This is a genomic window from Methylobacterium oryzihabitans (assembly GCF_004004555.2).
In the GTDB taxonomy this organism is placed as follows: Bacteria; Pseudomonadota; Alphaproteobacteria; order Rhizobiales; family Beijerinckiaceae; genus Methylobacterium; species Methylobacterium oryzihabitans.
The window spans coordinates 92,086-112,249 of the sequence record NZ_SACP01000016.1 but is presented as its reverse complement, the minus strand read 5'-3'; the positions used below and the strand labels follow the sequence as shown (position 1 = coordinate 112,249).

The 20,164-nt window shown below is 72.1% G+C and carries 19 protein-coding genes and 1 tRNA gene; 10 read left to right on the top strand and 10 right to left on the bottom strand.

Features of this window, described 5'->3' with window-relative positions:
* Positions 1 to 11 precede the first annotated feature (11 nt).
* Positions 12 to 311, bottom strand: coding sequence for a hypothetical protein (locus tag EOE48_RS17075; protein ID WP_127731294.1), 300 nt, complete (start codon positions 309 to 311; stop codon positions 12 to 14).
* Entirely contained in the window at positions 308 to 3,496 is a 3,189-nt protein-coding gene (gene fdh, locus EOE48_RS17070; RefSeq protein WP_281292781.1) for a formate dehydrogenase, read from the bottom strand. Before fdh ends, EOE48_RS17075 begins: the two co-directional genes overlap by 4 nt.
* Before the next feature lie 175 nt (positions 3,497 to 3,671).
* Between fdh and EOE48_RS17060 the strand changes: the two genes are divergently transcribed.
* The 3 genes from EOE48_RS17060 to nrfD are packed head-to-tail and all read left to right on the top strand — an operon-like array spanning position 3,672 to position 5,859.
* Complete coding sequence (locus EOE48_RS17060) at positions 3,672 to 3,905, top strand: hypothetical protein (RefSeq protein ID WP_127731288.1); 234 nt, start codon at positions 3,672 to 3,674, stop codon at positions 3,903 to 3,905.
* Between the two features lie 2 nt (positions 3,906 to 3,907).
* Positions 3,908 to 4,810 (top strand): 4Fe-4S dicluster domain-containing protein, encoded by a 903-nt coding sequence (locus EOE48_RS17055; RefSeq protein WP_127731382.1) that lies wholly within the window; start codon positions 3,908 to 3,910, stop codon positions 4,808 to 4,810.
* Positions 4,807 to 5,859, top strand: coding sequence for an NrfD/PsrC family molybdoenzyme membrane anchor subunit (gene nrfD, locus EOE48_RS17050; protein ID WP_127731286.1), 1,053 nt, complete (start codon positions 4,807 to 4,809; stop codon positions 5,857 to 5,859). Before EOE48_RS17055 ends, nrfD begins: the two co-directional genes overlap by 4 nt.
* On the opposite strand, the gene EOE48_RS17045 is transcribed toward nrfD, so the two are convergent.
* Positions 5,860 to 6,336, bottom strand: coding sequence for a hypothetical protein (locus tag EOE48_RS17045; protein WP_127731284.1), 477 nt, complete (start codon positions 6,334 to 6,336; stop codon positions 5,860 to 5,862). It abuts the gene before it with no gap.
* Positions 6,337 to 6,663: 327 nt separating this feature from the next.
* On the opposite strand from EOE48_RS17045, the gene EOE48_RS17040 reads away from it, so the two are divergent.
* Positions 6,664 to 6,855, top strand: a complete 192-nt coding sequence (locus EOE48_RS17040; RefSeq protein ID WP_127731282.1) for a hypothetical protein — start codon at positions 6,664 to 6,666, stop codon at positions 6,853 to 6,855.
* A 161-nt stretch (positions 6,856 to 7,016) separates the two neighbouring features.
* On the opposite strand, the gene EOE48_RS17035 is transcribed toward EOE48_RS17040, so the two are convergent.
* Positions 7,017 to 8,345 (bottom strand): globin-coupled sensor protein, encoded by a 1,329-nt coding sequence (locus tag EOE48_RS17035; protein ID WP_127731280.1) that lies wholly within the window; start codon positions 8,343 to 8,345, stop codon positions 7,017 to 7,019.
* 425 nt (positions 8,346 to 8,770) lie between these two features.
* Here EOE48_RS17035 and EOE48_RS17030 point away from each other — a divergent pair, with 425 nt between their 5' ends.
* Positions 8,771 to 9,124 carry a hypothetical protein gene (locus tag EOE48_RS17030; RefSeq protein WP_127731278.1) on the top strand — a complete coding sequence of 118 codons (354 nt, stop codon included), beginning with the start codon at positions 8,771 to 8,773 and terminating at the stop codon, positions 9,122 to 9,124.
* A gap of 61 nt (positions 9,125 to 9,185) precedes the next feature.
* Here EOE48_RS17030 and ada read toward each other — a convergent pair whose 3' ends face one another.
* From ada to EOE48_RS17010, 4 genes are all read right to left on the bottom strand, one after another.
* A complete protein-coding gene (ada, locus tag EOE48_RS17025) occupies positions 9,186 to 10,253 on the bottom strand; it encodes a bifunctional DNA-binding transcriptional regulator/O6-methylguanine-DNA methyltransferase Ada (RefSeq protein ID WP_127731276.1) in 1,068 nt (355 codons plus the stop codon).
* Positions 10,254 to 10,365: 112 nt separating this feature from the next.
* Positions 10,366 to 11,616: an acyl-CoA dehydrogenase family protein gene (locus EOE48_RS17020; protein WP_127731274.1), complete on the bottom strand. Its 1,251-nt coding sequence runs from the start codon at positions 11,614 to 11,616 to the stop codon at positions 10,366 to 10,368.
* A gap of 157 nt (positions 11,617 to 11,773) precedes the next feature.
* Complete coding sequence (locus tag EOE48_RS17015; RefSeq protein ID WP_127731272.1) at positions 11,774 to 13,069, bottom strand: TetR/AcrR family transcriptional regulator; 1,296 nt, start codon at positions 13,067 to 13,069, stop codon at positions 11,774 to 11,776.
* Between the two features lie 50 nt (positions 13,070 to 13,119).
* Positions 13,120 to 14,136, bottom strand: a complete 1,017-nt coding sequence (locus EOE48_RS17010; protein WP_127731270.1) for an NAD-dependent epimerase/dehydratase family protein — start codon at positions 14,134 to 14,136, stop codon at positions 13,120 to 13,122.
* Between the two features lie 135 nt (positions 14,137 to 14,271).
* Between EOE48_RS17010 and EOE48_RS17005 the strand changes: the two genes are divergently transcribed.
* The 4 genes from EOE48_RS17005 (at position 14,272) to EOE48_RS16990 (ending at position 17,336) form a co-directional block, all read left to right on the top strand.
* Positions 14,272 to 15,234, top strand: a complete 963-nt coding sequence (locus EOE48_RS17005) for a tyrosine recombinase XerC (protein ID WP_127731268.1) — start codon at positions 14,272 to 14,274, stop codon at positions 15,232 to 15,234.
* 341 nt (positions 15,235 to 15,575) lie between these two features.
* Positions 15,576 to 15,959, top strand: coding sequence for a hypothetical protein (locus tag EOE48_RS30500; protein ID WP_127731266.1), 384 nt, complete (start codon positions 15,576 to 15,578; stop codon positions 15,957 to 15,959).
* Positions 15,960 to 15,985: 26 nt separating this feature from the next.
* Positions 15,986 to 16,657, top strand: a complete 672-nt coding sequence (locus EOE48_RS16995) for a class I SAM-dependent methyltransferase (protein WP_127731264.1) — start codon at positions 15,986 to 15,988, stop codon at positions 16,655 to 16,657.
* 43 nt (positions 16,658 to 16,700) lie between these two features.
* A complete protein-coding gene (locus tag EOE48_RS16990; RefSeq protein WP_127731262.1) occupies positions 16,701 to 17,336 on the top strand; it encodes a hypothetical protein in 636 nt (211 codons plus the stop codon).
* A gap of 19 nt (positions 17,337 to 17,355) precedes the next feature.
* Here EOE48_RS16990 and EOE48_RS16985 read toward each other — a convergent pair whose 3' ends face one another.
* Complete coding sequence (locus tag EOE48_RS16985) at positions 17,356 to 19,071, bottom strand: aminotransferase class III-fold pyridoxal phosphate-dependent enzyme (RefSeq protein ID WP_127731260.1); 1,716 nt, start codon at positions 19,069 to 19,071, stop codon at positions 17,356 to 17,358.
* A 35-nt stretch (positions 19,072 to 19,106) separates the two neighbouring features.
* Between EOE48_RS16985 and asd the strand changes: the two genes are divergently transcribed.
* Positions 19,107 to 19,994 carry an archaetidylserine decarboxylase gene (gene asd / locus EOE48_RS16980; protein ID WP_127731380.1) on the top strand — a complete coding sequence of 296 codons (888 nt, stop codon included), beginning with the start codon at positions 19,107 to 19,109 and terminating at the stop codon, positions 19,992 to 19,994.
* 21 nt (positions 19,995 to 20,015) lie between these two features.
* Here the strand turns inward: asd and EOE48_RS16975 are convergent.
* Positions 20,016 to 20,105 (bottom strand) — tRNA-Ser (locus EOE48_RS16975).
* Between the last annotated feature and the right edge of the window lie 59 nt (positions 20,106 to 20,164).

Sequence of the window (20,164 nt, the reverse complement as noted above, 5' to 3'; positions counted from 1 at the left end):
CGCCGGCGGCGTCAGCCGTCGGCATCCGCTACGAGATCGGCGAGCCATCCCCGGGCGAGCACCAGTTCGTCCCACGGGACCGCCCCGAGCGGGAAATGACCCGCCAATACGACGCTGATGATCGCGTTGAGCCGCATCATGTCAGGGCTCGGGCGGCCGTCCCGGCCCGCCGCGATGAGATTGTCGCGGAACGCGCACAGGCAGGTCGTCGCCTGCGACAGCGACGAGTGGTCCTTGTGCGGGCGCTGCGCCAGCGCCGCGTCGAGGGCGGTGAGGGCCTCGCGCCCGGGATGGTCGCCGCCGGCCGTCACCGGCGCGCTCCCGTCGCGATCCGCCCCGGGCGCAGGCCGCAGGTCACCGCCTTGGTGGTGTGGATGCTGGTATTGGCGTCCCCGGTGATCGCCAGCAGGACGTTGGCGACCGCGCCCCGCGCGTAGCCCTCCCGGCCGAACACCCACGGCATCCCGACCTGATGCACGATCCGGCCGTCGATGCGCAGCGGCCGCAATCGCTCGGTGACCATCGCCTTCACCTCGATCTCGCCGCGCAGCGACGACAGCACCGTCCAGCCGAGATGGCGGATGCCGAGTTCCTCGGCCAGTTCCGGCGACACCTCCACGAACGCCTCCGGCTGCAACTCGGCGGTGTGCGGCATCACCCGGGTCGGCACGCCGCCGCAATGCAACTCGGTCAGCCGGTAGGTGGTGAACACGTAGGGGAAGCGCGGGTCGCCGTGCGGGTTCAGGCGGTTGCCGTCCTGCTCCCAGATCTGCGCCGTCGGGTTGATCTGGCGCCGGTAGAGCGGGTTGTCGACCGGGCTCTCGATCGGTTCGTAATGCGTCGGCAGCGGTCCGTCCTTCAGGCCCGACGGCACGAAGAGCTGGCTCTTGCCGTCCGCCTCCATGATGAACGGGTCGTCGCCGCCGAGGGCGTCCATGCCGTGCGGGCGCTGCGACCAGTCGGGGCGGTAGTCGGGCCGCTTGGTCTCGACGAAGTCCGGCACGTCGAGGCCGGTCCAGCGTTCCGACGCCTCGTCCCACCAGATCATCCGCTTGGCCTGCGACCACGGCCGGCCCTCCGGGTCGGCGGAGGCGCGGTTGTAGAGCGTGCGCCGGTTCGACGGCCACGCGAACGCCCAGCCGAGATGCGAGCCCGGCCCGTCCGGACCGTCCGGCACCCGCGAGCGCGCGACGTTGTGGCCGGCCTTCGGATAGATGCCGCAATACATCCAGCCACCGCAGGCGGTGGAGCCGTCGTCCTTCAGCTCCTTGTAGCTCGGCACCTGCTCGCCGGTGGCGACCCGGTAGCCGTTGATCTCGCGCAGGACCGCCTCGGCCTCCGGCTCGCGCTGCGCGCCGTGCTCCGGGTAGTCCCAGGTCAGGGCCTGGATCGGTCCGTCGCGGGTCTCGGCGCTGTCGGCGTAGAGCTGCTTGAGGCGCTTGCCGAGGTGGTAGATGAACCACAGGTCGGAGCGGCTGTCGCCGGGCGCCTCGCAGACCTTGTCGTGCCACTGCACGAGCCGGCTGGTGTTGGTCACCGAACCGTCCTTCTCGCCGGGCATCGCCGCCGGCAGGAAGAACACCTCGGTCTCGATCTCCTCCGGCCGCAATTCGCCGCGCGCGATCAGGCGGCCCTTCTGCCAGAAGTTCGCCGTCTCGGTCATGGCGAAGTCGCGCACCACCAGCCATTCGAGCTTGCCGAGCCCGCGCTCGACGAAGTCGGCGTTGACCGCGCCGACCAGCGGGTTCTGCCCGAGGACGAACTGGCCCCGCATCACGCCGCTCGCCATCGCCAGCGTCATCGGCTCCTGCGACAGGTCGCCGGTGAGCTTCGGGAGGAACGGGTAGCACCAGTCGTTCGCCGCGGTCGCGGCCTCGCCGTACCAGGCCTTCAGCAGGCTCACGACGTATTTCGGCATGTTCGCCCACCAGCCGGTCGCCGGGGTCTCGACGTTCAGGTAGTCGGCGAGGGTGGCATGGTCGTGGAAGACGTTCGGCTGCGGCAGGTAGGTCGGCAGCATGTTGTAGAGGGTCGGGATGTCGGTCGATCCCTGGATGCTGACATGGCCGCGCAACGCCATGATGCCGCCGCCGGGCCGGCCGACATTGCCGAGCAGGCCCTGGACAATCGAGGCGGCGCGGATGATCTGCACCCCGACCGAATGGTGCGTCCAGCCGACCGCGTAGCAGATCGCCCCGGTGCGCTCGCGGCCGGAATTGCGCGCGAGCGCGTCGGCGACCTTCAGGAAGGTCTCGCGCGGGCAGCCGGTGACGCGCTCGACCATCTCGGGCGTGTAGCGGGCGTAGTGCCGCCGCAGGATCTGGTAGACGCAGTTCGGGTGCTGCAGGGTCGGGTCGGTCGGCGGCGGTCCCTCGCTCATGCTCTCGAAATCGCCGTCCTTCGACGATTCCTGCATCTTCACCCGGTGCTCGGAGACCGGCGACGGGACGGTCTTGCCGGCATATTGCCAGGTGTCGTGGCTGTAGCTGCCGGACTCGCGGTCGAAGCCCGAGAACAGCCCGTCGGCCTCGTCGGGGCCGGCATAGCCGTCGGCGATGATGTGGGCGATGTTGGTGTAGGCGAGCGCGAAGTCGCGGAACCAGAGATCGTTCTCGAGGATGTGCCGGATGATGCCGCCGAGGAACGCGATGTCCGAGCCGGCGCGGATCGGCGCGTAGAGGTCGGCGAGCGCGCTGGTGCGGGTGAAGCGCGGATCGACGTGGATCACCGTCGCGCCGCGGCGCTGCGCCTCGACCACGAAGCGGAAGCCGACCGGATGGTTCTCCGCCATGTTGGAGCCCATCACCAGGATGCAGTCGCTGTTGGCGAGGTCCCACAGCGCCATCGTGGCCGCACCGCGTCCGAAGGAGGTGCCCAGACTGGGCACCGAGGACGAGTGTCAGATCCGGGCCTGGTTCTCGATGTTCAGCATGCCGAGGCCGCCGCCGAACAGCTTCTTGATGAGGTAGTTCTCCTCGTTGTCCATCGTCGCGCCGCCGAGCGAGCCGAGGCCGAGGGTGTGGTTGACCCGGCGCCCGTCCGGCAGGGTCTCGGCGAAGGTCTCGTCGCGGGCCCGCTTGGTGCGCTGCGCGATCCGCTCCATCGCCCAGTCGAGGGGCTTGACCTCCCACTCGGTCGCGCGCGGTGCGCGATAGAGCACGGTGCTGACCCGCTCGGGCGACAGCAGCATGCCGAGGGTGCCGGCGCCCTTCGGGCACAGGGTGCCCTGGTTGACCGGCGAGCGCGGGTCGCCCTCGACGTGGATCGGCCGGCCCTGCTTGGCGTAGATGAGCTGGCCGCAGCCGACGGCGCAGAACGGGCAGATCCCGGTCCCGACCCGGTCGGCCTCCTCCAGCCGCGGCCGCAGCGTCTCCGAGGTCCGGCTGCGGGCGGCCGTGCTCATCACGCTCTCGCCGGCGATCTGGCGCGGGATCGACCAGTCGTGGAGGAACCCGGCGACGCGCGCGCCGATGCCCTTGCGGATCCGTTTCGCCATCGTCGCCGACTCCACGCCCGGGGCCCGTGCCGGGTCCTCGCGGCCGGGCAACGGGATCGTCGGCGGGGAAGTTCCGGACAGAACGAACCGCCGCCTCCCTGGACCGTTTCCAATCCGCACGTTCTGCCAGCAGCCCGGATCGGCCGGCGTCTCGGGCGAACGCCGGGGGTCCCGCATGCCGGTCAGGGAAGGCGTCGTCACCATCGTGCAGGAGAGCCGGTTTCAGCTCGTCGGCGACGACGGCAGCGCGCATCTGTTCATCCTCGGGCGCAACGCCGCTGGAGAGGCCGACCAGCTCGCGCCGTTGCAGCGGCGGCAGGCGCGGGTGCGGGTCGAGTACGCGCGCACCCGCAACCTGATCGGCTTCGTGGCGGAAAAGATCTCGGTGTGCGGGGAGTCCGGCCGGTGACGATGCATCCCCGCGCCGCCGACTTCCCGCAATCGGACCTGCCCGGCGTGATCCCGCACGAGAGCGAACTCACGGCGGGCGTACGGATCGAGCCCGGCCGCTCCTACGGCTTCTTCACCGACACCACCGTCTGCATCGGCTGCAAGGCGTGCGAGGTCGCCTGCAAGGAGTGGAACAACCTGCCGGCCGACAATCTCGGCCTCACCGGCCACAGCTACGACAATACCGGCGCCCTCTCGGCCAACACCTGGCGCCACGTCGCCTTCGTCGAGACGAGCGGCTGCGGCGGCGTGCGCGACACCGTCGAGGCGCCGTTCCAGAGCGGCTGGCTGATGATGAGCGACGTGTGCAAGCACTGCCACAACGCGCCCTGCCTCGAAGCCTGCCCGACCGGCGCGCTGTTCAAGACCGAGTTCGACACCGTGGTGGTGCAGCAGGACATCTGCAACGGCTGCGGCTACTGCGTGCCGGCCTGCCCGTTCGGCGTCGTCGACGTCAGCCCGGTCGACGGCAAGGCGCACAAGTGCACGCTGTGCTACGACCGCCTCAAGGGCGGCCTGGAGCCGGCCTGCGCCAAGGCGTGCCCGACCGATTCGATCCAGTTCGGCGAGTTGTCCGTGCTCCAGGCCCGGGCCGAGGAGCGGGTCGCGGTCCTGCACGAGCGCGGGGTGCCCGGCGCCTACCTCTACGGCACGCCGGGCGCGCCCGGGGCGACCGGCGATCTCGGCCATCTCAACGCGTTCTTCCTGCTCACCGCGCGGCCGGAGGTCTACAACCTGCCGGCGGCCCCGACCCGGCCGGCCAACCGCGTCGCGCCGAGCCTCGCCTCCGGCCTCGCGGCGGTGGCCGGGCTCGCGGTGGCGGCGGCGTTCCTGCTCGGCGCCTCCGACCGGAGGCGATCGTGACCACGCAATATCCCGTCCTGACCGAGGGCCCCGAACCCGGCCTGCCGCGCCCCGACCGGGCCTCGGGCGCCGTCGCCCCCTCCCCCGGCCCGGCCTGGGACGGGCCGACCTATTACGGGCGGGCCCAGCTCAAGCCGGCTCCGTTCGAGAACGCGGTCGTCGGCGGCTACATCTTCCTCGCCGGCCTGTCGGGCTCGTCGGCGATCCTCGCCGCCATCGCGCAGGCGACGCGGGGCGAGGAGGCCGGGCCGCTGGTGCGGCGGGCGCGCTACACCGCCCTGCTCGCCCCGACCCTCGGCTCGGCCCTGCTGATCTACGACCTGCACACGCCGAGCCGGTTCTACACCATGCTGCGGGTCGCCAAGGCGACCTCGCCGATGTCGATCGGCACCTGGATCCTGATGGGGTTCTCGGGCTGCGCGATCCTCACCGCGGCGGCACAATTCGCCGGCGATCGCGGGGTGGCGCCGCGGGCGGCGGGCGTGGTCGCCCGGCTCGCCGGATGGCCGGCGGCGGTCCTCGGCGCCGGGCTCTCGACCTACACCGCCTCGCTGCTCGCCGCGACCTCGACGCCGCTCTGGGCGGCGGCGCCGCGGGCGCTGGCGGTGCGGTTCGGGGCGTCCTCGATGGCCGCCGGCGCGGCGGCGCTCGCCCTCGCCGAAACCGATGCGCCGACCCGCCGGCGCCTGGAGACCCTCACGGCCGCCGCCCTCGCGGTCGAACTCGCCGGCGATGCCGCCGCCGCCCTCGCGTATCGCCGCACGGGTGTCGCTCCGGCGACCCGGGGCCGGGCCGGCCGGGTGGAGCGGTTCGGGGCGGTCGGGCTCGGCGTCGTGCTGCCGCTCGGGCTCTATGCCGCCCGGCACTGGCGCGACCGGGCCGGACGGCCGGAGGACGGCCGGGCGCTGTCGGTCGCCGCCGGCCTCGCGGTGCTCGCCGGCAGTGCGCTGCTGCGGGTCGCGGTGATGGGGGCGGGCGACGATTCGGCGGCGCGTCCGGACGTGAGCTTCCGCTTCAGCCAGCCCGACAACCTGCCGCCCGGGCTTTGACTACCAGAGCGCGTCGTCGACGAGGACGCGATAGGTCCGGGACCTGATCCCGGTCTCGTCCTGCCAGACCACACGGCGGGTGACGAGATGGCCCGACAGCGGCGGACGGGCGAGCAGGACGACCTCGCCGCCCGGGGGCACCTCGTGCCATCCGCGCCGGCCGGGCGCGACCGAGCGCGATACCATCGGGCGCGCCGTGACGACCCGGACACGCCGGGCGGCGTGCGGCGCCTGCACCACCGCGCGACGGATCGGCTGGACCGCCGGGGCCGCGGCGACCGCCCGCGTCCGGGCCGGCCTGTCCGACCGCACCGAGGACGACGGGCTGCGGCGCGGCTGGACCGACTCGGCAGGTGCGACCTCCTTGCCCGGCGGATCGACCCAGGGCTGCTGTGCGTCTGCCGGCGCCGCCACCACGGCAGCGAGAAAGCCGGCCATCAGCAGCGACCCTGCCCGGCGGCGCCACAGGTCCCGCATCGCGTGCTCCCGACTGGCCCGGACCGCCGACGACCGGCGTCGCGCGAGTCACGGAGGTGTCATTTCACGCATCCTTAACACCCCGATCGGCGCACGAGAACGTCTCGGGGCGAAACGGTCCACACCCGATCGCTCCCGGGGCCGCGCGGACGCCACGACGCTTCATGAACGGATCGTTCATGCGCCGTCATGCCGACGCATGGCATCGTGAACCGGTCGTGCGACGGCTATCCCGGCCGGCCTGCGACCTTTGGCGGAGACCGGATTCGTGCCCCATGGTGGCCCATTTGCTGGAGCACCGGCACGCAGGACGAACGAGATTGGAAGATGCTCCAGATCGAGACTCAGCCCACCCGCGACGCCGTGCGAACCGTGCAGCCGGTCCCGATCATGGACAGGCTGCGCAGCATCGCGCTGGTCACGACCCTCGTGGTCGGCATTCCCCTGACCCTGGCGTGGTTCGTCTTCGTCGGCTGGGTCGCGCTGTGGCTGCTGCGGTCGGCGGCGACCCTGCTCTGATACGGTTTTTGAACTGATCGTTCAAAAGCCGTATCAGAAGCCCGCGCGGCGGAGCCGGAGGCTCCGCGCCCCTGAGCGAAGCCGGGTTCTGCATCGCGAAGCGATACCGCAGGGATCGCCGAGCGATCATTCAGAAACCGTATGAGCCGCCGCGTCCGCCTTCATGCGGCCTGGGCGTGGCCGAGGAAGGTCGCGATGTCCTGGCGCAGGCGGTCGAGCTGCTCGTCGAGGATGCGGCGGGCCTCCGCGACCTGACCGGCGACCTCGGCCGCGGAGGCCGAGGCCTCGGCGAGGCTCGCGACCGATTGCGAGACAGAGCCGGCATGGCCGGCGCTCTGCTGAACGGTGCCGGAGATCTCGCCGGTCACCGCGCCCTGCTCCTCGACGGCCGAGGCGATCGCGGCCGCGATGACGTTGACCTCGTCGATCACCCCGCCGATCGCCCGGATGTCGTCGGCGCTCTGCCGGGTCGCGTGCTGGATCGCGTCGATGCGCGAGGCGATCTCGGTCGTCGCCTTGGCGGTGCGCCCGGCCAGCGTCTTGACCTCGGCGGCCACCACCGCGAAGCCGCGTCCGGCCTCGCCGGCGCGGGCCGCTTCGATGGTGGCGTTGAGCGCCAGCAGGTTGGTCTGGCCGGCGATCTGGTTGATGAGTTCGACGACCTGGCTGATCTCGGTGGTGTGCTCGATCAGGCTGCCGACGGAATGCCGGGTGCGCTCGGCGGTCTCGACCGCGCTGCGGGCGACGGCGGCAGACCGGTGGGCCTGCTGCCCGATCTCTCGCACCGAGACGGCCAGTTCCTCCGTCGCCGCGGCGCTGGTCTGCATCGCGGTCGAGGTATGCTCGGCCGCAGCCGCCGCGTCACCGGCCAGCCGCATGGCGTGGTCCGTCGCCTCCGACAGGGTCCGGGCGCTGCCGGCGAGGCGCTCGCTCGCCTCGCCCGAGACGGTCAGGCTGGACTGGACCGCCTCCGAGAAGGTCGTGATCGCCGCCGCCAGGACGCTGCCGCGCTTCTGCCGCTCCTCGAGCAGCACGTCCTGATAGACCGAGATCGCGAAATCCATGTCGATCATCACCGCCTTGTTCAGGGCGGCGAGACGCCGGGACGGATCGCCGAACCGCTTCTGCCGGCAGACCAGCCGCGTCAGCTCGTTCAGGATGAAGCTGTAGCCGCCGATGTACCAGCGCGGTTCCAGCCCGATCCTGTGATGGACGAGACCGATCCGGCGGATGCTGGCGACGTAATCCTCGTCGAACCGGCCGGAGAACAGTTGCGCCCAGTGCTTGGACTGGGCCGAGACGAGGCGCGGCTTGTGCGAACCGAGGATCGCCGCGAGGTGGGGAATGCCCTGCATCTTGTCGTAGAACCGGGCCAGCACCGCCGGCAACGCCGGCTCGATCAACGCCCACACATTCTTCAGTTCCGCGCTCACGTCCGGATCGATCTCGAGAAATTCCAGGCGCGCGTCGATCTTGTCTGCTTCCAGCATCCAGGCCCCCTCGTTCACCGCTTCTGCGGTCTGGGCATCAATCTTAGGCTGAATTCGATAAAGAATGCTGAACCACCGTCGTTAGGGCAGGCGGCGCAGACTGGAATACCACAGAACGGGATCGGCGACTATCGGAGTACATGCCGCCGCGTAAAACAAGCCGATCGTCATGATGTCGAAGCGGGCGTTCTGCTCTGGCGGCTGGGGCCTTCCCCCGGGTGGCTCCCGGCCGGGTCGAGACCGGCGGCCGCTCCCCGGTCAGGGTCGCGGACCGGCCTCTCCCGCGAAGCTGAACGGAGGCTGTCGGACCGCTTCAGCTTCGATGCAGGCGCCGTCGGCCAAGGTGTCATCACGGCCGGTCCACGGGATGCAACGTCCACGGGATGCAAGCCGGCACTTCCGAACCTCGCAGCCAGGTGTCAGCCATGAAGAAGATCGCGGTTCTCTCGGCCGCCGCCCTGATCGGGGTCGGCAGCGTCGCCACCCAGGCCCAGGCCGGCGGCGGCGGCGCCGTCGCCGCCGGGGTGATCGGGGGACTCGCGGCCGGTGCGCTGCTCGGCGCCGCGGTGTCGAACGCCCAGGCGGCCCCCGCCTACGGTTACGCGCCCGCCTACGGCTACGCCCCGCCGCCGGTCGTCTATCGCCGGCCCCGCGTGGTCCGGGTCGAGGAGATCGACGAGGTTCCGGTCTACCGCCCGCGTCGCGTGGTGCGGGTCGAGGAATACGGGCCCTACGGCTACGGCCCGGTCGGCTACCGCCGCCCGTATTACGGCTGGTAGGCCGAAGCGGACGACACCACCGACCACGGCGAGCCGGCTCCTGCGGGGCCGGCGCACGTCGTCACGAGGTCTCGCGGTCGAGCAGATCGCGCTTGCGCGCGATGCCCCAGCGATAGCCGGACAGCGCGCCGTCGGAGCGGACGACCCGGTGGCAGGGGATCGCCACCGCGAGCGCGTTGGCGCCGCAGGCCCGGGCCACCGCCCGCACCGCCGCCGGCATCCCGATCGCCCGCGCCACCTCGGCGTAGGTCGCGGTCGTGCCGGCGGGAATGCGCCGCAGGGCCTCCCAGACCCGCTGCTGGAACGCGGTGCCGCCGATGTCGAGCGGCAGGTCGACGGGGCTGGCGGGGTGCTCGACCAGCCCCACCACCCGGGCGACGAGAGCCTCGAAGGCCGCGTCGCCCCCGTGCAGGTCCGCCTTCGGGAACCGGTCCTGGAGGTCGCGCAGGAGTACGTCGGGATCGTCGCCGAGCAGGATCGCGCAGACCCCCCGCTCCGTCGCCGCGACCAGCACCGTGCCGAGGCTGCACGGCCCGAGCGCGAAGCGGATCGCCGCCCGGGCGCCGCCGTCGCGGTAGGCGGCCGGGCTCATCCCGAGCCGCGCCGGGGCCGCGGCGTAGAACCGACTCGGCGAGTTGTAGCCGGCCTCGTACAGGGCGGCCGTGACGCTCGAGGCCTCCCGCAGGCCCTCGGCGACGCGGCCGGCGCGGCGGGCGGCGGCGTAGGCGCGCGGGGTGACGCCGGTGACGCGCCGGAACACCCGGTGGAAGTGGAAGCGGCTGAGGCCCGCGGCGGCGGCCAGCGCGTCGAGATCGGGCGCGGTCTCGGTCGCATCGATCAACGCGCAGGCGCGGGCGACCGCGGCGGCGTCGCGCTCGCCCTGCCCTGCCGCGTCGGGGCGGCAGCGCCGGCACGGCCGGAACCCGGCCGCCTCCGCCGCCGCGCAGGAATCATGGAACGACACGTTCTCCGGCCGCGCCGGGCGCGAGGGACAGCTCGGCCGGCAATACACGCCGGTCGTGCGCACCGCGTAGACGAACGACCCATCGGCCTGCTTGTCGCGGGCGCGCAGGGCGGCCCAGCGCGCCGCCTCGTCCGGGAGCGGCTCGGAGGTTGGGGGAGAGGGCATCGGGTGGTCTCCTCATCGGCTGCCCGTCACGCCGCCACCCTGCCTCGGCGCCGGGTCGTTCGCATCCCGGCCCTTGCTGCCGAATCCCCGATCTCCGCGCCACGAAGGCTTCTCAGCCCTTGCGCCGCTCGCCGTTGCCGTACTGGCCGAGCTCCAGCCGGGCGATGGCGCGGTTGTGGACCTCGTCGGGCCCATCGGCGAGGCGCAGGATGCGGGTGCGGGCATACGCGAAGGCGAGGCCGGAATCGCTCGTCACGCCGGCGCCGCCGAAAGCCTGGATCGCGTCGTCGATCACCTTCAGGGCCATGCGCGGCGCCGCGACCTTGATCATCGCGATCTCGAGCTTCGCGCCCTTGTTGCCGACCTTGTCCATCATGTCGGCGGCCTTCAGGCACAGGAGCCGGGTCATCTCGATCTCGGTCCGGGCCTCGCCGATGCGCTGCTCCCACACCGAGTGGTCGGCGATGCGCTTGCCGAAGGCGACCCGCGACAGGAGGCGCTGCGCCATCTGGGCGAGCGCCTCCTCGGCGACGCCGATGGTGCGCATGCAGTGGTGGATCCGCCCCGGCCCGAGCCTACCTTGAGCGATCTCGAAGCCGCGGCCCTCGCCGAGGAGGAGGTTCTCCGCCGGCACCCGCACGTCGTGCAGCACCACCTCGGCGTGGCCGTGCGGGGCGTCGTCGTAGCCGAAGACCGGCAGCATCCGCACCACCTCGACCCCGGGGGCGTCGAGGGGCACGAGGATCTGCGACTGCTGGGCGTGGCGGGGGGCGTCGGGGTCGGTCTTGCCCATCACGATCGCGACGGCGCAGCGCGGATCGCCGACACCCGACGACCACCACTTGCGGCCGCTGACGACGTAGTGGTCGCCGTCGCGGCGGATCCGGGTCTCGATGTTGGTGGCGTCCGAGGACGCGACGTCGGGCTCGGTCATCAGGAAGGCCGAGCGGATCTCGCCGTCCATCAGCGGCTTCAGCCACCGCGCCTTCTGGGCCGGCGAGCCGTAGCGGTGCAGCACCTCCATGTTGCCGGTGTCGGGGGCCGAGCAGTTGAACACCTCGGACGCCCACGAGATCCGGCCCATCTCCTCGGCGCAGAGGGCGTAGTCGAGGTTGCTGAGGCCGGCGCCGCGGTACTCGCCGTCGTCGTGCTCCGGCGAGGGCGGCAGGAACAGGTTCCACAGCCCCTGGGCGCGGGCGAGCGGCTTCAACCGCTCGATGACCGGGACCGGCTGCCAGCGGTCGCTGCCGAAGGCCTGCATCTCGGCCTTGTAGACCGGCACCGCCGGCCGGACGTGCTCGACCATGAACGCGGCGACGCGGTCGCGCCACGCGACCTGACGGGCGGAGAGGGTGAAATCCATCGGCTGACCTCCCTGGGCCGGGGTCTGGCGCCCGGGCCTTTCGCGCCGAGCCTAGCCGGGATGGCCGGCGAGGCAAGCCCGTGTCGCGAAGACCGCGTTTTCGAAAACGTGGCAGCGGCCGGCCGTGCGGGACCCGTACCGGGCTTTCGATCCCGGTTCAGCCGGCGCCGGCCGGCGGGGCCAGCAGGCCGAGGAACAGGGGCCGCGCGTAGAGGTCGGCGGCGACCTCCGGGGTCACGCCCGGCACCCAGGACGGCAGCTCGGCGGCGGCGTTGACCATGCTGCTGACGAGCTGCGCGGCGATGCCGGCATCGAGCGGCCGCACCGAGCCGTCGGCGATGCCGTCGGCGAGGCACAGGGCGAAGCGCTCGGCGAGGCGGTTCATCGTGCGCCGGTTGGCCTCGCGCAGCCCTTCCGGCAGGGCGCTGAACGCGGTCATCCGCAGCAGCGGACCGCCGGGGCCGAGTTGGCGGCGCACCAGCGTCGCCGAGGCGGTGCAGACCCGGTCCCAGCCGCTGCCCCCGGCCGCGATGGCGGCGTCCTGCACCGCCCGGATCTGCGCGAAGCTGCGGCTGAAGCAGTTGGCGACGAGATCGTCCTTGTTGTCGTTGTGATGGTAGAACGACCCCTTGGTCACCTTGAGCAGGCCCGAGATCTTGTCGACCGAGGCGCCGCGATAGCCCTGCTGGTTGATGAGGATGGTGGCCGCCCGCAGGAACGCCTCCGGCGAGACCTCGCTCTCGGCCGGGCCGGGCGGCTCTGCGAGGATGCCGGGCGCCCAGGCGGAACCGGGCCCGGCCATGCCGCCGACCAGCAGGTCGCCGGTGCGCGCCGCGACCCAGGCGTAGTCCCGCGGCTCGTAGCGGTCGATCCACTGCCGGGCCGGATGGATCACCGAGAGCAGCAGGTGGGTGCGGGCGTTGCGCTCGGCGCGCTCCAGCGGCGTGCCGTCGAACAGCCCGCGGACCCGGCGGAAGAAGCCGGCATAGGCGGCGAACACCGCCTCGGCCTGCGGCTCCGGCAGCGCCCGCACGTCGTTGAGCATCGCGGTGTCGGGCTCCTCGCCCTTCGCCACGGCGGCGCGGCCGGCGAGGTAGAGGGCGAGGAAACGCCGCAGGCGGGCGGCCGGATCGGGCTCGGCCTCGGCGCGGGAGGCGAGGCCGTCGAGCATCGCGATCGTGTGCAGGAAGCACGCCGCCGCGAGGTCCTCCTTGCGCCGGTAGTAGTAGGTCACGCTGTTGGTCATCAGCCCGACGCTGCGGGCGACGTCGGCGAGCGTCGTGCCCTTGACCCCGGCCTCGTTGAACAGGGCGGCCGCGGCATGCAGGATCGCGTCGCGCTTCTGGGCGTAGCGCCGGGTCGGCCGGACGGTCTCGGGCTTGTCGGCCGCGGACTTGTCGCCCGCGGACTTGCCGGCCTCGGCTTCGGCACTCGCATCGACGGACTGGGGCATGGCGGCATTCAGCACGGCCGCCATGCCGCTGACAAGACGCGGCAATCCGCTCAGGCGGCGAGCCGGGCCGCCCGCTCGCGGTACCACGCCACGAAGGCGGCGATGCCCGGGCCGATCGGCGTCGCCGGCACGAAGCCGACGAGGTCGCGCAGCAGGCCGATGCTCGCCTCGGTGCGCGGCACGTCGCCGGGCGGCAGGGGCTTGAGGATCCGCTCGGCCGTCAGGCCCAGCGCCGCCTCGATGGCGTCGATCATCGCCGTGACGCTGACCGGGTGGCCGCCGCCGATGTTGACGAGGCGGTAGGGCGCGACCGGGCTCAGGGTGTCGGCCTCCGAGACCGGCGCGGTGCCCGGCCCGCCGGGGGGCACCGCGCACAGCCGCACGATGCACTCGACGAGGTCGTCGATGTAGGTGAAGTCGCGCACCGCCTCGCCGTGCCCGAACACCTCGATCGGCTCGCCGGCGAGGATTTTTTTCGTGAACAGCGACGGCGCCATGTCGGGCCGGCCCCCCGGGCCGTAGACGGTGAAGAACCGGAACGCCGTGGTCGGGATGCCCCACAGATGGGCGTAGGAATGCGCCATCGCCTCGCCGGCGATCTTCGAGGCGGCATAGATGTTGAGCGGCGACACCGCCCGGTCGGTCTCGTGGAACGGCACCGAGCCGTTGCCGCCATAGGCCGAGGAGGTCGAGGCGAACAGGAGGTGGCGCACCGGGTGGGCGCGGCAGGCCTCCAACACCTGGAACGTGCCGACGAGGTTCGACGACACGTAGGAGGCCGGATGGTCGAGGCTGTAGCGCACGCCGGCCTGGGCGGCGAGGTGGATCACGATCTCGGGCCGGGCCTCGGCCATCAGCGCCATCACGGCGCCGGGCTCCTCCAGCATCGCGACGCGGCCGGTGAAGCCGGGGCGGGCCTCCAGGGCGGCGAGCCGCTCGCGCTTGAGCCCGACGTCGTAGTAGTCGGTCATCCCGTCCAGCCCGACGACCTCGTGCCCGTCCGAGAGCAGGCGGCCGGACAGGTGGGAGCCGATGAACCCGGCCGCCCCCGTCACCAGAAAGCGCATCGCATCCGTCCCTCCGCCGCGGCCGGCCCCGGCCGGCCCGTGGCTCGCTACACCGGGGCGGCGGTTCGTGCCAGCGCCGGGCCGTCAACCGCCTGTCAACCATCCCGGGCCAGCCTCCCGGCAACGGAGCGGCCGATGACCCACGATGTTTGCCCCGACCTCCTTCCCGGCGCGCCGGACGTGCGGGCCGAGGCCGCGTCCTGGCTCGGCGGGCTCGCCGGCGAGCGGCGGCTGAGCCCGGCCACCGTCGAGGCCTACGGCCGCGACCTGCGCCAGTTCCTCGCCCATCTCGGCCGTTCCGGCACCGCCGCCGACATCCCGACCCTGGTCGGGCTCAAGCCGCGCGACCTGCGCGGCTACATGGCGGCGCGCCGGGCCGAGGGCCTGAGCGGGCGCAGCCTGATGCGGGCGCTCGCGGCCCTGCGCTCCTTCGCCCGCCACCTCGACCGCGAGGGCCACGGCACCGTCGCGGCGCTGTCGGCGGTGCGCTCGCCGAAGGTCGAGCGCCGCCTCCCCCGTCCGCTGCCGGTCCGGGCCGCGATCGCGATGACGAGCCCGGACCTGCGCGCCGGCGAGGAGCGCCCGGACTGGGTCCTCGCCCGCGATGCGGCGGTGCTGGCCCTGCTCTACGGCTGCGGCCTGCGCATCGGCGAGGCCCTGGCGATCCGCCGCCGCGACGCCCCGACCGGCGACACCGACAGCCTGACGGTGCTCGGCAAGGGGCGGAAGACCCGCGGCGTCCCGGTGATCGCGCCGGTGCGGGCCGCGGTGGAGGAGTATCTGCGCCTGTGTCCCTACCGCCTCGTCGAGGACGGCCCGCTCTTCGTCGGCGCCCGCGGCGGGCCGCTCTCGCCGCGGGTCATCCAGTTCGCGGTCGCGGCGATGCGCGGCGCGCTCGGCCTGCCCGAGACCGCGACGCCGCACGCCCTGCGCCACTCCTTCGCCACCCATCTCCTCGCCCGCCAGGGCGAGCTGCGGGCGATCCAGGAGCTGCTCGGCCACGCCTCGCTCGCGACCACCCAGGTCTACACCAAGGTGGATGCGGCCCGCCTCCTCCACGCCTTCGACGCCGCGCATCCGCGGGCGCAGAGGGTCTGAGAGCCTGTGTGAGAGCCTGTTTGAGCGATGGTCAATCGTATTGACCGCGCGCAGCATCCCTTTCCGGGTCCGAATGGGCCTACACGACTGAAGCGATAGCGGAAGGAGATCCGGGATCCAGCCGTCAGATGGGCCGCGAAGCGGCTCCGTCTCCATCACCGTCGCTCCCGGCGCGCAATATTTCGACGCCTCATGAATTCACGCGATCGCGACGGGTTTTCGACCTCGTCCGGTGTCATCCAGCCGTAAAAATCCAAATGTACCGCTGAAAGAATGCTCCGGGAGCGGTGCAACGACCCTCGCGCTGCGGATGATCCGCGGATTCGCGTCGAGGGCCGGCCATGGGGACGTCCAGCGACATGCGGGTGTTGATCGCGACGGATGCCGGGGCGCTGCAGGTCGACGGTGTCGTCCGGACCCCGACCCCGCGGGCACGAACCGCCCCCCGGGTCGGGCCGGAGATCGTCGCCCTGTCGCCCGAGAGGATCCCGAACCGCACCGACACCTGCGGCGTCGTCCAGCTCGATGTCCCGGCCTGCGGGGTGCCGGTCGCGGCCGTCCCGGTCACCGGGCCGCGCGACGGGATCGGCGACCCCGCCATCGGCGTGCTCGACGAGGGCCTCCGGGCCGCCCGTCTCGGCGCCCTCCGCATCTCCCGGACGGGCCGCCGCGCCTGGGCGCTCGCCCGCGGGGCGATCGGGTCCGGCATCCGGGCGACGGCCTGAGTCATTTCTCTCCAGGAGCTTCGGTCATGGCAGGAAACGGCGCGCTCCCCACCGCCGGGGACATGCACACGGAAGGGGTCGCCAGGGCCTACGATCGCTGGGCGCCGATCTACGACCTCGTCTTCGGCAAGGTCTTCGCGCGCGGCCGCTCGGCGGCGATCGCGGCGGCGGAGCGGATCGGCGGGCGCATCCTCGAAGTCGGCGTCGGCACGGGCCTCTCGCTGCCGCACTATTCCGCTCGCAGCCGCCTCGTCGGAGTCGATCTGTCGGCCCCGATGCTGGCGAAGGCGCGCGAGCGGGTCGCCCGGCTGGCGCTGCGCAACGTCGAGCAGCTCGACGTGATGGATGCCGAGCATCTCGCCTTCGCCGACGCCTCCTTCGACGTGGTGGTGGCGCAGTACGTCGTCACCGCGGTGCCGAACCCCGAGGCCGCCCTCGACGAGTTCCTGCGCGTGGCGCGACCCGGCGGAGAGATCGTCATCACGACGCGCATCGGCGCCGATGCCGGCCTGCGCGGCACGATCGAGTCGCTGCTCTCCCCGCTCGTCAACCGGCTGGGCTGGCGCACCGAGTTCTCCTGGCAGCGCTACCAGGACTGGGTGGACCGGACCGCCGGCGTGAGCGTCATCGAGCGCCGCCCGCTGCCGCCGCTCGGCCATTTCTCGCTGATCCGGCTGCGGAAATCCGACGCGGCCTGACGGACGGCCTTCTCACCTCGACCCCCTTCCGGAGGACACGATCATGGGCGGCTTTCTCGAAGCGTTGCGCGTGCAGCGGTGGGACGACCACCGCTATTACCATCACAGCCGAATCAACCAGTCGCTCCATCTCCTGAGCGCGCTGAGCTTCGTGCTCGCCTACGTGATCTGCTTCCACGATCCGGCGGTCGCCGCGCTGATCGCGTGGCTCGTCGCGATGACGAGCCGCCAGGCCGGACACTTCTTCTTCGAGCCCAAGGGCTATGACCACGTCAACCACGCCACCCACGACCACAAGGAAGAGATCAAGGTCGGCTACAACCTGCAGCGCAAGGTCGTGCTGATGGCGACCTGGGCGCTGTCGCCGATCGTCTTCTACCTGAGCCCGTCGCTGTTCGGCCTGATCGAGCCGCACCGGGACGCGGGCGAACTCGTGCGGCACGTCGGCATGCTGTGGTTCGCGATCGGGATTGGCGGCCTCGTGTTCCGGGTGCTTCAGCTCTTCGTCATCCGCGACGTCGAGACCGGGCTGGTCTGGGCGGCCAAGATCATCACCGACCCGTTCCACGACATCAAGCTGTACTGCCGCGCGCCGCTCTATTTGATGCAGGGCGAGCTGATCGACCGCGGCCTCGCCGACGAGGTCGCCGAGGAGGCCGCCCGCACCGCCGCGCGGTAGGGTTCGACGGCCGGAATCCCTACTCCGCCGGCATCGCCTCGCGTCCCGCCCCGTCCCGGGCGGGGCGGGATCGCCCACGCAGGTCATCCCAGCGCACGGCGAGCATCTCCCGCAGCACGCCGCGGCGGATCGCCTTGTCGGTGGTGGCCGGCCCGGCCCACCAGCCGTCCGCCTCCATCGCCCGCGCGCCCGCGACGAAGCGCTCGGTCACCGCCGCCATCTCGGCGTCGGTGTAGTTCAGACTGAAGATCAGGCGCCCCGTGCCGACCCAGGACAGGGCCAATCCTTCGAGGCGCAGATAGTATTGCAGCAGCCAGTTGTAACGGGCGGGCTTCGTATAGAGCACCGTCCAGATCGACGACATCGCGACGACCCGCACCGGCAGGCCCTCGGCTTCGAGCCGCCGGTTCAGCGCGGCCGCGCGGGCGTTCCAGCGCCCGTCGATTTCCCTGTAGAGGTCGCGGATCTCCGGCGTTTCCAGCCGCCGCAGGAAGGCGTTCATCGCGCCCATCACGTAGGGATGCGCGTTGAAGGTGCCGCGGGCAAAGCAGATGTCGCCGGGCCGATCCTCGCGGAAGCGCCGCATGAGGGCGTGGCGCCCGCACAGGACGCCGATCGGCAGGCCGCCGCCGAGCGTCTTGCCGTACGTGACGAGGTCGGCGCGCACCCCGAAATACGCCTGGGCGCCGCCCGGCGCGAGGCGAAAGCCGACGAAGACCTCGTCGAGGATCAGCACGATGCCGCGCGCGGTGCAGATCTCGCGCAGGCGCCCGAGCCAGCGGGCGTAGGCCTCGCGGTCGAAGGCGGCGCTCCGGCCGGAGTCGACGAGCGACCCGTCGGAGGGCGCGCCGCGATTGGGATGCATCGCCTGGATCGGATTGACGAGCACGCAGGCGACGTCGCGGCGCGCGGCGAGCACCCGGAGGGTCCGCTCGGACAGGTCGGCGAGCGTCAGCGTGTCGTCGGCCGGGCGGGGGTTGCCGATGCCGGGCTGCACGTCGCCCCACCAGCCGTGATAGGCGCCGCAGAACCGCACGATGCGCCGCCGGCCGGTCCGGTACTGCGCCAGCCGCACCGCCTGCATCACGGCCTCGGTCCCGGACATGTGGAACGAGACCTCGTCCATGCCCGAGACCGCCCGCAGCCGGCGGACGTTGTCGGAGACGACCGGATGCAGCGCGCCGAGCACCGGCCCGAGCGCCTCGACCGCGCCGGCGCCCTCCCGGATGCAGTCCCTGTAGGCGTCGGTGCCGAGCAGGTTCACGCCGTAGGAGCCGGTGAGATCGTAGAGGCGGTTGCCGTCGAGATCCTCGACCTCGACGCCCGACGCCGCCTGCAGGAAGCTCCCGGCCGACAGGTTCTCGCGGACGATCCGGCTGAACTGGAACGGCACGCGGTAGCGCCCGGTGAATTGCAGGTCGGAGATGCCGGTCCTGGCCTCCTCCGTCATCGCGCGCGTCCTCGCGTAACGCTCGCGGTAGAGCGCCGACAGGCGCGCGAAGCCGGCGCGGCGGCGCGCGGCGACCTCGTCCGAGGCCCCGTCGACGCTCGCGAACTCCGCCTCGCCGTACTCGTAGAACGGCAGTTGGGCGGCGATCCGCTTCGCCATCCGGACGTGGCCGGTCAGCGAGGGGTGCTTGGCCCGCGACAGGGCGAGGCGCCGGGGCAGCTTCGCACCGAGAAACGCCAGAGCCGCTGCGGCGGCCGCGACCGAGATGGTTCCGAGAGCATCCATGCGGCCAGCGTGAACCAAGGACATGTCACGGGATGATGACGCTTCGCACCGCCCTTCTCGGCATCGCCCGCCACGAGGATCTGAACTTCCTCCTGACCAACCGGATCCCGCGCCGCCTGGCGACCCGCTTCGTCGGCTGGCTGAGCCAAATCCGGCAGCCGCAAGTGCGCGACGTCTCGATGTGGGCGTGGCGCCTGTTCTCCGATCTCGACCTGTCCGACGCGCGCAAGACGCGGTTCGACAGCCTGCACGATTGCTTCATCCGCGAGCTGAAGCCGGGCGCGCGGCCGATCGACCCCGAACCGGGCGCGATCGTCAGCCCCTGCGACGCCATCGTCGGCGCCTTCGGTCCGATCGAGGGCACCCGCCTGTTCCAGGTGAAGGGGTTCCCCTATCGCCTGGAGGACCTGCTCGGCAGCGCGGAGGCGGCCGAGCCGTACCGGGACGGCCTGTTCGTCACGCTTCGGCTGACGGCCAGTATGTACCACCGCTTCCACGCGCCCCATGACGGGCGGGTGGAAGCGGTCACCTACATGTCCGGCGACACCTGGAACGTGAATCCGATCGCGCTCAAGCGGATCGAGAACCTCTTCTGCCGCAACGAGCGCGCGGCGATCCGCCTGCGGCTCGACGCGACCGGCGAGGCGGTGACGCTGGTCGCCGTCGCGGCGATCCTCGTCGCGAGCGTGCGCCTGCGCTTCCTCGACCCCGGTCTCGACCTGCGCGCGGGCGGTCCGCGCACGATCCCCTGCGACGCGCCGCTCGCCAAGGGCGACGAGATGGGCTGGTTCCAGCACGGTTCGACGATCGTGATGCTGGCCCCGCGCGGCTACGCGCCCTGCGCCGGCATTTGCGAAGGACGAACGATCAGGGTCGGCCGGAAGCTTCTCGCGTTGCCGCAGGGTCCCGGCGGTCTGGCGTGACGATTCGGGGTCTGGGGAACGTGGCGGAGAGAGAGGGATTCGAACCCTCGATACGGTTGCCCGTATACACGCGTTCCAGGCGTGCGCCTTCAACCACTCGGCCACCTCTCCGGCCCGCCGGCCCTGTCGGGCATCGGCGAGTGGCGTCGTGTAGCGGGGCCGCGGGCGGG